The organism is Kosakonia sp. MUSA4 (genome assembly GCF_013085925.1).
Lineage (GTDB): Bacteria > Pseudomonadota > Gammaproteobacteria > Enterobacterales > Enterobacteriaceae > Kosakonia > Kosakonia sacchari_B.
The window spans coordinates 223,931-235,447 of the sequence record NZ_CP025697.1 but is presented as its reverse complement, the minus strand read 5'-3'; the positions used below and the strand labels follow the sequence as shown (position 1 = coordinate 235,447).

Here is an 11,517-nt window from a genome sequence, read left to right as displayed (position 1 = left end):
CCTTAGTTAAGCAGACCGCTTGCAGGCGCTGCGGCGCTGGCTGTTTGCCCACCTCCGCCCTGCGGCGCGGATTGCAATGGATGAGCGAGGAAATAGTTACGCAGGCCACCGTAAATCGCTTCGGCGATTTGCTGCTGATACGCATCGCTGGCCAGCAAGCGCTCTTCACCGCTGTTGCTGATAAAACCCGTTTCGACCAGTACCGACGGAATATCCGGCGAACGCAGCACGCCAAGGCTGGCATGTTCCGGGCGGCGTTTATGTAATGCCCCCACGCGCTGGAGCTGGCCCAGTATGTCCGTGGCGACATCATAACCTACGCGCTGAGAATGGCCGAACTGTAAATCGAGCACAGCCTGGCTGAGGTAGGGGTCAGACTGGCTGTTCGCCAGCATGTCGCCCGCGCCGCCCAGCAATTCGGATTGTTTCTCATGCTGCTCCAGCCAGCCCGCCATCTCGCTGTTGGCACGACGGTTCGACAGCACCCAGACCGACGCACCGGTAGCGTCACGGTTTGGCGCAGCATCGGCGTGGATCGAGACAAGAAAGTTGGCGTTCTGCTTACGCGCCACATCGGAACGCCCCATTACGGAGATAAAATAGTCGCCGTCGCGGGTCATCACCGGTTTGAACATGGGATCGTCATTCAGCAACGCACGCAATTTACGAGCAATGGAGATGGTGACGTTTTTCTCCTCCGTGCCGCCGGAACCAATTGCGCCAGGATCCTGGCCACCGTGCCCGGCGTCAATCGCAATCACCACTTTGTCGCCGGATACCGTGCGCGATTGCACCGCCGGACGCGTCACGGTGTTGCTGCTGGTAACACTGGTAATACGGTCATTGTCTGATTTAAACGGATTGCGTCCAGGCTGTGTCTGGCGCGGCGTAACAACAGGCGTCTCGACACGCTTCGCCACCACCGGCGGCGGCGGCGGGACATCAGCATCGATGGTAAATACCACCTTGTAACCCGCGCCGTTTTGCTGTTTCACCGCACGGGTTTTGCCGTTCTGCGTCAGATCCACTACCAGGCGGATCGACTGGTTATCTTTTGCCGTACCTGCGCGAATACTTTTCACCAGATTGTTGCCGCTGAACTGCAACGGCAATCCCTGAATAACGCCGGTCTGTTTGATATCCAGCGCCACGCTGCGCTTACCCTGCTGCGAAAACGCATACTCAGGATCGCCCATAAAGCTAAAGGTGATACGCGCCTGGCTGTCGCCATTGGACACCTGAATATCGGCTAAACTTGCTGCGCCAGCGTGAGCACACGCCAGCAAAAGAACTGCCGCCAACCAACCTTTCACGCGAGAGATCATCCCGTCACCCTTCCTGTTAACCGGCCATACGCGCCAGCAACGACTCGCCAGATGAGGAAACAGCACGAATGCGCGCCTCACGCCCCTGCGCCTGGTAATCTAAATGGATTTCGACATCCGGGTCAGGCAGTACACCCGCACCTTGTTGCGGCCACTCGACCAGGCAAATCGCGTCGTTGGCAAAATAATCGCGGATCCCCATAAACTCCAGCTCCTCCGGGTCCGCAAGGCGGTAGAGATCGAAGTGATACACCATCAGCTTATCGAGGGTGTAAGGCTCCACCAGCGTATAAGTCGGGCTTTTGACATTCCCGTGATGACCTAAAGCCTGCAAAAAGCCCCGGCTAAAAGTGGTTTTACCCGCACCGAGATCGCCATACAGATAAATCACCGTCGCGCCGTCGCAGGCCTGCGCCACGCGGTTGCCGAGATCCAGTGTCGATTGCTCGTCAGGTAAAGGAATAACTCGATTAATCATCTTTTGTATCAACTACATCCGGGTTAACAACACGCAAAAGCGTCATAAAAAGATCGGTGGCCAGCATACCGCGCTGACCATATTGCGCCGCCTGTCTGTCGGCCGCTGCGCCATGCGCGACGCATCCGGCGCAAGCCGCATCATACAAACTGAGTTTCTGACCGAGCAGCGCGCCAATAATGCCCGACAGCACGTCGCCCATGCCACCGCTCGCCATTCCGGCATTTCCGGCATCAACAATGCCTGTCTCACCGGCCTCGCTCGCCACCACTGTACCAGCGCCTTTCAGCACCACCACGCCAGCGTAACGTTTTACCAGACGTTGAGCAGAAAGTAAGCGATCGCTTTCGATTTCCGCCACGCTACAGTTGAGTAAACGCGCTGCCTCGCCGGGATGCGGCGTCAGTACGCGATTGTGACGTTTATCGGGATTGATTGCCAGAAGGTTCAACGCATCGGCGTCCCACAGCATCGGCTTACGAAAATTCTCCACTTTTTGCAGCGCTTTTTTGCCCCACTCTTGCTGCCCAAGCCCTGGCCCTATCACCACCACATCCGCCCACTCCAGGCTTTCATCCAGCGATGCCGCCGTCAGCTCATGGACCATAAGTTCCGGGCGGGCAGTGATAATGGGGGGGATATTCTCGCTACGCGTCAGCACGCGAACCAGGCCGGCACCTGCGCGCAGCGCAGCTTCACCGGCCATACGGATGGCACCCGCCGTACCGTGATCGCCGCCAATGATCACCAGCCGCCCATGATCGCCTTTATGCGCTGTTGGACGGCGCGGTGGCAACCACTGCGCTAACTGGCTCTCATCAAAACGGAAAAGCGGCGCTTGCTGGCCGTTAAGCCAGGGTTCAAGCCCCAGCGCATGGTGATGCAACTGACCGACGACATCACGCGCTTTGCCGGTCAGCAAGCCCGGTTTAAGCGCGATAAACGTCACGGTGTGCTGCGCCTGAATGACTGCGCCCGGCGTCGTGCCGGTTTGCGCATTCAGGCCGGAGGGGATATCCAGCGCCAGCACCGGCGCGGAATGTAGGTTGGCATGTTCAATCAGCGCGGCGACATCGTCGCGCGGCGCGCTGGTAAGCCCCGTACCGAGCAAGGCATCGATAATTAAGTCCACGTCGTCCGGCCAGGCGACATCCGCGGCATGGATGACGCCTCCTGCATCAAGCCAGGCTTCACGCGCGGTTGCGGCCTCTTCCGGCAGCGGCTTGCTACTCTCCAGCGCCAGCAGCGTCACGGCAATGCCCGCCGCCGCCGCCAAACGCGCCACGACATAGCCGTCGCCGCCGTTATTACCGTGCCCGCAAAGCACCAGCCAGCTACGCGTGTCAGGAAATTGCTCCCGCGCGACGGCAAACGCGGCTTCGCCCGCGCGCTGCATAAGTTCATAGAGCGTGATGCCGAGGCTGTCTGCCGCCTCGCGTTCCATGCGTTTCATCTCAGCCGTTGGCCAGACAGAGTGTGGTATACTTGCTGCGTTTTTCTTCATTTCTATGGTCCGTCATGTCACAGCCCCTCAATCTCAATGACTTAGCGCAACAAATCAAACAGTGGGGCTCTGAACTGGGTTTTCAGCAGGTCGGTATTACGGATACCGATCTCAGCGCCAGCGAGCCGAAGCTGCAGGCGTGGCTGGACAAACAATATCACGGCGAAATGGAGTGGATGGCGCGCCACGGCATGATGCGCACCCGCCCCCACGAGCTTCTCCCCGGCACGCTGCGCGTCATTAGCGTGCGCATGAATTACCTTCCTGCACAGGCTGCTTTCGCCAGCACGCTGAAAGACCCAACGCTGGGCTATGTCAGCCGTTATGCGCTGGGTCGCGATTATCATAAGCTGCTGCGCAACCGGCTCAAAAAGCTCGGAGAACTTATCCAGCAGCATTGTGCTTCGCTGAATTTTAGACCTTTTGTTGATTCTGCGCCCATTCTTGAGCGTCCGCTGGCGGAAAAAGCCGGGCTGGGCTGGACAGGTAAGCACTCACTTATCCTCAGCCGCGATGCAGGCTCGTTCTTTTTCCTTGGCGAACTGCTGATTGATCTCCCGTTACCCGTGGATTCGCCAGTTGAAGAGGGCTGTGGGCGCTGCGTGGCCTGCATGACGATTTGCCCGACCGGCGCCATTGTCGAGCCTTATACCGTCGATGCCCGCCGCTGCATCTCTTATCTGACGATTGAGCTGGAAGGTGCCATCCCGGAAGCGTTTCGCCCGCTGATTGGTAACCGCATTTACGGCTGCGACGACTGCCAGCTGATTTGCCCCTGGAATCGCTACTCACAGCTGACCAACGAAGAGGATTTCAGCCCGCGCAAAGCGCTGCATGCGCCCGCACTGATTGAGCTGTTCGCCTGGAATGAAGCGCACTTTTTGAAAGTCACGGAAGGTTCGGCGATTCGCCGTATTGGTCATTTACGCTGGCTACGCAATATTGCCGTTGCGCTGGGCAATGCGCCGTGGGACGAGGCCATTATCCAGGCTCTCCGACAGCGGCTGGGTGAGCACCCACTTCTCGACGAACACATAGAATGGGCGATTGCGCAGCAAATTGAGAAACGAAATACCTGCGTAGTGGAAGTACAACCCCCGCAAAAGCAGCGACTGGTACGGGTGGTTGAAAAAGGGCTGCCGCGCGATGCCTGAACCATCCACAGCTTGTGAATAAAATAAAAAACACATTACGATTCAACGTTCACAAAATCGTCAAGCGATCGCATTAACAGTTTGAAATATTATTTTGTTTTTATTTTTCAGATGGTTGAAAAGAGACTATTCACCTGGCGAAGCAATGATAGTGTTGCGAATGAAAGTTATGCCTGTGGATAACTCTGTTCATAATAGTTTGACAGGACAATAAAAAAACGGCCCCAGCGAGGGATCCCGCTGTGGATAATTTTTTATAGATGAAGATTTGGAGCGGGAAACGAGACTCGAACTCGCGACCCCGACCTTGGCAAGGTCGTGCTCTACCAACTGAGCTATTCCCGCATACTTATCTGGACAGGCTTGCTTGCCGATACCAGTAAATCTGGATGGTGCGTGCCTTTCGGCATTTCAAATTTGGAGCGGGAAACGAGACTCGAACTCGCGACCCCGACCTTGGCAAGGTCGTGCTCTACCAACTGAGCTATTCCCGCATATTTATCCGGATTCAGCTTCAATGCCGAAACCAGTAAATCTGGATGGTGCATTTCAAATTTTGGAGCGGGAAACGAGACTCGAACTCGCGACCCCGACCTTGGCAAGGTCGTGCTCTACCAACTGAGCTATTCCCGCTTATCATCGATTTTTCAGCTAATTACGAACAATTTCCGCTGAAATTCCGTGATGCCGTGTTGCACATTTCTGTGTCTTCACGGGAGGCGCATTATACGAGAAATCATTTCTGCTGCAAGCCCCCGACAGCAAATTTTCGCTTTTTTTGTTCAAGTGCTGCTTTAATCGACAAAATGCGCATTTTTCCAGCAAACCCGCGCCAGCACTGGCTTGCGGGGCAACTGAAAAAATAATCGGCCCCGCGCCTTCATTGCCTTAAAGCTTAATAAAATGCTCGCGATAGTACGCCAGTTCAGCCACCGACTCGCGAATATCATCCAGCGCCTGGTGGGTATTCTGTTTTTTCAGGCCTTCCAGGACTTCCGGCTTCCAGCGACGCGCCAGCTCTTTCAGCGTGCTGACATCCAGATAACGGTAGTGGAAATACGTTTCCAGTTCGGGCATGTACTTAAACAGAAAACGGCGATCCTGGCCAATGCTGTTGCCACAGATGGGGGATTTGCCCGCCGGCACCCACTCTTTAAGGAATTCGATCGTCGCCAGTTCCGCGGCTCGATCGTCGAGCTGGCTGGCTTTAACGCGATCAACCAGACCGCTGCCGGTATGAGTACGCACGTTCCACTCATCCATTAACGCCAGCTGCGCGTCGGATTGATGTACCGCAATCACCGGCCCTTCCGCCAGGATGTTCAGATTCGCATCGGTTACCAGCGTGGCGATCTCAATAATGCGATCGCGCTCGGGATCTAACCCCGTCATCTCCAGATCGATCCAAATGAGGTTGTTTTCATTTGCGCTCATGCTATTTTCCACCCTTCTCGCGTAACTATATTCATCTAAAATTGCGTGTATCATAGAGGTTTTGCCCATCCAGGGCGACCAGGAGCCAGCACGATTGAGTAAAAATAAACTCTCCAAAGGACAGCAGCGCCGCGTAAAAGCGAACCACCAGCGCCGACTGAAAACGTCTGCGGAGAAAGCTGACTACGATGACAACCTGTTCGGCGAAGCGTCCGAAGGGGTGGTGATCAGCCGCTTTGGCATGCACGCCGATGTGGAATCTGCCAACGGCGAAGTGCATCGCTGTAACATTCGCCGCACGATCCGCTCGCTGGTCACCGGCGACCGCGTTGTCTGGCGCCCAGGTAAAGAAGCGGCGGAAGGCGTCACCGTCAAGGGCATCGTTGAAGCTGTGCACGAACGCACCTCGGTGCTGACGCGCCCTGATTTTTATGATGGCGTAAAACCCATCGCCGCCAATATCGATCAAATCGTAGTGGTCTCCGCGATCCTGCCGGAACTGTCACTCAACATTATCGATCGCTATCTGGTCGCCTGCGAAGCGTTGCAGGTTGCTCCGCTGATCGTCCTGAACAAAATCGATCTGCTGGATGACGAAGGAATGGCATTCGTCAATGAGCAGATGGATATCTACCGCAACATTGGCTACAAGGTGCTGATGGTCTCCAGCCACAAGCAAGATGGCCTGGCGCCGCTCGTTGAAGCGCTAACCGACCGTATAAGCATCTTTGCCGGGCAGTCCGGCGTCGGGAAATCAAGCCTGCTCAATGCGCTGCTCGATTTCCAGGAAGAGCAAATACTCACTAACGATGTTTCTGATGTTTCCGGCCTGGGGCAGCACACCACTACCGCAGCGCGCCTCTACCATTTCCCGCACGGCGGCGATGTGATTGATTCACCGGGCGTTCGTGAGTTTGGCCTCTGGCATCTTGACCCGGAACAAATCACCAACGGGTTTGTCGAATTCCATGACTACATCGGTCACTGTAAATACCGCGACTGCAAACACGATACCGATCCCGGTTGCGCCATCCGCGAGGCGGTAGAAAATGGCGAGATTGCAGAAAGCCGTTTCGACAACTATCACCGTATTCTTGAAAGCATGGCGCAAGTAAAAACGCGTAAAAGCTTTTCTGAATCGGACGACTGACAACTAAGCTAAGCGTCGCTAAAATCGTCCCCTTTTCAAAGACTCAGGCGCTTCGGCGTCGGGTCAGGAACGACAAAAACAATGGCCTGGAGGCTACCTTGTTAAATTCATTTAAACTTTCGCTTCAATACATTCTGCCTAAACTGTGGCTCACTCGCCTGGCGGGCTGGGGCGCAAGCAAACGTGCAGGCTGGCTGACCAAACTGGTTATCGATCTGTTCGTAAAATATTACAAGGTCGATATGAAAGAGGCGCAGAAGCCGGACACCGCCAGCTACCGCACCTTTAACGATTTCTTTGTGCGTCCGCTGCGCGACGACGTGCGCCCGATCAATACCGATCCGAACGTGCTGGTGATGCCCGCAGACGGCGTTATCAGCCAGCTCGGCGCCATTGAGAATGACAAAATCCTGCAGGCCAAAGGTCACAACTACAGCCTGGAAGCGCTGCTGGCAGGCAACTACCTGATGGCAGACCTGTTCCGCAACGGTAGCTTTGTCACCACCTATCTCTCTCCGCGCGATTATCACCGCGTTCATATGCCGTGTAATGGCATCCTGCGCGAGATGATTTACGTGCCGGGCGATCTCTTCTCCGTTAACCATCTGACGGCGCAAAATGTCCCTAATCTCTTTGCCCGTAACGAACGCGTGATCTGCCTGTTTGATACTGAGTTCGGCCCGATGGCGCAAATTCTTGTCGGCGCGACCATTGTCGGAAGTATCGAAACCGTGTGGGCAGGCACCATCACGCCGCCGCGCGAAGGCATTATCAAACGCTGGACATGGCCTGCGGGCGACAGCGAAGGCGCGGTTGCGCTGCTGAAAGGCCAGGAGATGGGCCGCTTCAAACTCGGTTCGACCGTCATCAACCTGTTTGCGCCGGGTAAAGTGGCGCTGGCAGAGCAACTGCAAAGCCTGTCGGTAACCAAAATCGGCCAGCCGCTGGCCGTTTCTACCGAGCCCTTCGCGCCGGTAGATGCCGAACCGGCACCGCTGCCGGAAGCGGAAATCCAGGCAGAACACGACGCCAGCCCGCTGGTTGACGATCAAAAAGACCAGGGCTAACCCCCGCACCACGGAGACTGATGTGCGCCTGATTATCGTTTTTCTGATGGCCTGGTGCCTCAGCCAGGGAGCCGTTGCAGCAACGGCTCCCGATGCCCGACAAATCACCCAGGAACTGGAGCAGGTTAAGGCGGCGAAAAACACGCCGGAGCAGGCAGAAACGATCGAGGTGCTCCAGGCCGCGCTAAACGCCCTTGAGGAACGCAAAGGTTCCCTCGAGCGTGCACAGCAATATCAACAAGTTATTGATAATTTCCCCAAGCTTTCCCGCACTCTGCGCGCACAGTTGGATAACCTGCGCGAGGAACCCAAATCGGTTCCCGAGGGGATGAGCAGCGACGCGCTGAATCAGGAGATCCTGCAGGTCAGCAGCCAGTTGCTGGAAAAAACCCGCCTCGCCCAGCAGGAGCAGGAACGCGCCAGAGAGATCAGCGATTCCCTGAGTCAGATCCCGCAACAGCAGACCGACGCGCGCCGTCAGGTCACCGAAGTGGAGCGCCGACTCGGCGCGCAAAACACCAACACGCCATTGGCGCAGGCGCAAAACTTCGGCGCGCAGGCAGAATCCGCAAAGCTGAAAGCGCTGGTTGATGAGCTCGATCTGGCACAACTTTCCGCCAATAACCGTCAGGAACTGGCGCGGATGCGCTCCGAACTGGCGCAGAAGCAGAGCCAGCAACTGGATGCGTATCTACAGGCATTGCGTAACCAGCTCAACAGCCAGCGACAGCGCGAAGCCGAACAGGCGCTGGAGAGCACTGAGCTACTGGCGGAAAACAGCGCCAATCTGCCTGCCGGTATCGTCGAGCAGTTCCGCATCAACCGCGAACTGTCGCAGGCGCTGAACCAACAGGCGCAGCGTATGGATCTGGTCGCATCCCAGCAGCGGCAGGCATCCGGGCAGACTTTACAGGTTCGCCAGGCGCTTAATACGCTGCGTGAGCAGTCTCAATGGCTCGGCGCCTCGAATATGCTGGGTGAAGCGCTGCGCGCGCAGGTTGCCCGCCTACCGGAAATGCCAAAACCACAGCAACTGGATACCGAGATGGCGCAACTGCGCGTCCATCGGATGCGCTATGAAGATTTGCTGAATAAGCAGCCACAACTGCGACAAATCCGCCAGGCGGACGACAAAGCGCTTACCGCCGAGCAGAACCGCATTCTGGAAGCCCAGTTACGTACGCAACGCGAACTGCTGAATTCTTTGCTTCAGGGCGGCGATACGCTGATCCTTGAGCTCACCAAGCTGAAAGTGGCCAATAGCCAGCTCGAAGATGCGCTGAAAGAGGTGAATGAAGCGACGCACCGCTATCTGTTCTGGACGGCGGATGTCAGCCCGCTGACCTTTACATGGCCAATCGAGATTGTGCAGGATCTGCGCCGCTTATTGTCGCTGGATACCCTCAGCCAGCTTGGCAAAGCCAGTATTATGATGCTGACCAGCAAAGAGACGCTGTTCCCGCTGTTTGGTGCGTTAGCGCTGGTGGGTTTCAGCATCTATTCACGTCGGCACTTTACCCGCTTTCTGGAGCGTTCAAGCGCCCGCGTCGGCAAGGTCACACAGGATCACTTCTGGCTGACCATGCGCACCGTTTTTTGGTCGATCCTCGTCGCATCACCGCTTCCGGTGCTGTGGGCCACGCTGGGTTACGGTTTGCAGGAAGCCTGGCCCTGGCCGCTGGCGGTCGCCGTCGGCGATGGCGTCACGGCTACCGTGCCGCTGTTGTGGGTGGTGATGATTTGCGCGACCTTCGCCCGTCCAACCGGCCTGTTTGTTGCCCACTTTGGCTGGCCGCGCAACCGCGTTGCGCGCGGCATGCGTTACTACCTGATGAGTATTGGCTTTATCGTACCGCTGATCATGGCGCTGATTATGTTCGATAACCTCAACGATCGGGAGTTCTCCGGCTCGCTGGGGCGGCTGTGCTTTATCCTCATCTGTGGCGCGCTGGCGCTGGTGACGCTGAGCCTGAAACGCGCCGGGATCCCGCTTTATGTGGACAAAAGCGGCAGCGCCGATAATTTGCCGAATCATCTGTTGTGGAATTTGCTGCTGTGCGCGCCGCTGACGGCGATCCTCGCCGCAGCGGTCGGCTACCTGGCTACGTCGCAGGCGCTGCTGGCGCGTCTGGAAACCTCCGTCGCTATCTGGTTCGCCCTGCTGGTGGTCTACCACATTATCCGCCGCTGGATGCTGATTCAGCGCCGTCGCCTGGCGTTTGAACGCGCACGCCACCGCCGCGCGGAAATCCTCGCGCAACGTGCGCGGGGCGAAGAGGATGTGCCGCATCACGCCAGCACCGAAGGTGCTGCCGATGTCGATGAACAGGAAGTGGATCTCGATGCGATCAGCGTCCAGTCGCTGCGGCTGGTGCGGTCGATCCTGATGTTGATTGCGCTGCTGTCTGTCATCGTGCTGTGGTCGGAGATCCATTCCGCTTTTGGTTTTCTGGAAAATATTCCGCTGTGGGATGTCACTTCGACGGTGCAGGGAGTGGAAAGCCTGGAGCCAATTACGCTCGGCGCGGTGCTGATCGCCATTCTCGTGTTTATCATCACCACGCAACTGGTGCGCAACCTTCCGGCATTGCTGGAACTGGCGCTGCTGCAACATCTGGATCTGTCGCCCGGCACCGGTTATGCCATTACCACTATCACTAAATATTTGCTGATGTTGTTCGGTGGGCTGGTCGGCTTCTCGATGATCGGCATCGAATGGGCCAAACTGCAATGGCTGGTCGCCGCATTGGGTGTCGGTCTCGGCTTTGGCTTACAGGAGATTTTCGCCAACTTCATCTCTGGCCTGATCATTCTGTTTGAGAAGCCGATCCGCATTGGCGATACCGTAACGATCCGCGATCTGACGGGCAGCGTGACGAAAATCAACACCCGCGCCACCACCATCAGCGACTGGGATCGTAAAGAGATCATCGTGCCGAACAAAGCGTTTATTACCGAGCAGTTTATTAACTGGTCGCTCTCCGATTCCGTCACGCGCGTGGTTTTAACCGTGCCTGCGCCAGCAGATGCCAACAGTGAAGAGGTGACGCAGATCCTGTATACCGCAGCCGAACGCTGCTCTTTTGTGATTGATAATCCGGCACCGGAAGTGTTCCTGGTCGATCTGCAACAGGGTATTCAACTGTTTGAACTGCGCATCTATGCCGCTGAGATGGGGCATCGTATGCCGCTGCGCCACGAAATCCACCAGCTGATTCTGGCGGGCTTCCGCGAACACGGTATCGATTTGCCGTTCCCGCCATTCCAGATGCGGCTGGAGAGCCTCGACGGGAAACGCACGGCGCGAACGCTGACTTCCGCAGGCAAAGGCAATCGCCCGGCGGGAAGTTTGTAAGGCAACAAAAAAGGCGCCCCAGGCGCCTTTTTTCATGTTACTGCACCGAC

At 56.7% G+C, this 11,517-nt stretch carries 8 protein-coding genes and 3 tRNA genes; 4 read left to right on the top strand and 7 right to left on the bottom strand.

The features are described from left to right. Nucleotides 1-2 precede the first annotated feature (2 nt). From amiB to nnr, 3 genes are read right to left on the bottom strand one after another with little or no spacing between them, the layout of a single operon-like run. Entirely contained in the window at nucleotides 3-1,325 is a 1,323-nt protein-coding gene (gene amiB, locus C0557_RS01075; protein WP_208657205.1) for an N-acetylmuramoyl-L-alanine amidase AmiB, read from the bottom strand. Between the two features lie 16 nt (nucleotides 1,326-1,341). Then, complete coding sequence (tsaE, locus tag C0557_RS01070; protein ID WP_007372735.1) at nucleotides 1,342-1,803, bottom strand: tRNA (adenosine(37)-N6)-threonylcarbamoyltransferase complex ATPase subunit type 1 TsaE; 462 nt, start codon at nucleotides 1,801-1,803, stop codon at nucleotides 1,342-1,344. Next, nucleotides 1,796-3,307 carry a bifunctional ADP-dependent NAD(P)H-hydrate dehydratase/NAD(P)H-hydrate epimerase gene (gene nnr / locus C0557_RS01065; protein WP_208657204.1) on the bottom strand — a complete coding sequence of 504 codons (1,512 nt, stop codon included), beginning with the start codon at nucleotides 3,305-3,307 and terminating at the stop codon, nucleotides 1,796-1,798. The genes tsaE and nnr overlap by 8 nt, the downstream gene beginning before the upstream one ends. A 14-nt stretch (nucleotides 3,308-3,321) precedes the next feature. Between nnr and queG the strand changes: the two genes are divergently transcribed. Next, nucleotides 3,322-4,461, top strand: a complete 1,140-nt coding sequence (gene queG / locus C0557_RS01060) for a tRNA epoxyqueuosine(34) reductase QueG (protein WP_208657203.1) — start codon at nucleotides 3,322-3,324, stop codon at nucleotides 4,459-4,461. A 269-nt stretch (nucleotides 4,462-4,730) separates the two neighbouring features. Here the strand turns inward: queG and C0557_RS01055 are convergent. The 4 genes from C0557_RS01055 to orn all read right to left on the bottom strand — a co-directional run bounded on the left by C0557_RS01055 (nucleotide 4,731) and on the right by orn (nucleotide 5,895). Next, nucleotides 4,731-4,806 (bottom strand) — tRNA-Gly (locus C0557_RS01055). Nucleotides 4,807-4,879: 73 nt separating this feature from the next. Then, nucleotides 4,880-4,955: transfer RNA gene (locus C0557_RS01050), tRNA-Gly, on the bottom strand. A 63-nt stretch (nucleotides 4,956-5,018) separates the two neighbouring features. Next, nucleotides 5,019-5,094, bottom strand: a tRNA-Gly gene (locus tag C0557_RS01045). A gap of 255 nt (nucleotides 5,095-5,349) precedes the next feature. Then, entirely contained in the window at nucleotides 5,350-5,895 is a 546-nt protein-coding gene (gene orn, locus C0557_RS01040; RefSeq protein ID WP_208657202.1) for an oligoribonuclease, read from the bottom strand. A gap of 94 nt (nucleotides 5,896-5,989) precedes the next feature. Here orn and rsgA point away from each other — a divergent pair, with 94 nt between their 5' ends. The 3 genes from rsgA (at nucleotide 5,990) to mscM (ending at nucleotide 11,467) form a co-directional block, all read left to right on the top strand. After that, nucleotides 5,990-7,045: a small ribosomal subunit biogenesis GTPase RsgA gene (rsgA, locus tag C0557_RS01035; RefSeq protein ID WP_208657201.1), complete on the top strand. Its 1,056-nt coding sequence runs from the start codon at nucleotides 5,990-5,992 to the stop codon at nucleotides 7,043-7,045. Nucleotides 7,046-7,143: 98 nt separating this feature from the next. Further along, a complete protein-coding gene (gene asd, locus C0557_RS01030; RefSeq protein ID WP_208657200.1) occupies nucleotides 7,144-8,112 on the top strand; it encodes an archaetidylserine decarboxylase in 969 nt (322 codons plus the stop codon). Between the two features lie 22 nt (nucleotides 8,113-8,134). Next, entirely contained in the window at nucleotides 8,135-11,467 is a 3,333-nt protein-coding gene (gene mscM, locus C0557_RS01025) for a miniconductance mechanosensitive channel MscM (RefSeq protein WP_208657199.1), read from the top strand. Nucleotides 11,468-11,517: the final 50 nt, after the last annotated feature.

Coding starts and splice junctions, on each gene's coding strand:
- tsaE (WP_007372735.1), bottom strand. CDS start 1,803: ATGATTAATCGAGTTATTCCTTTACCTGACGAGCAATCGACACTGGAT.
- amiB (WP_208657205.1), bottom strand. CDS start 1,325: ATGATCTCTCGCGTGAAAGGTTGGTTGGCGGCAGTTCTTTTGCTGGCG.
- orn (WP_208657202.1), bottom strand. CDS start 5,895: ATGAGCGCAAATGAAAACAACCTCATTTGGATCGATCTGGAGATGACG.
- nnr (WP_208657204.1), bottom strand. CDS start 3,307: ATGAAGAAAAACGCAGCAAGTATACCACACTCTGTCTGGCCAACGGCT.
- queG (WP_208657203.1), top strand. CDS start 3,322: ATGTCACAGCCCCTCAATCTCAATGACTTAGCGCAACAAATCAAACAG.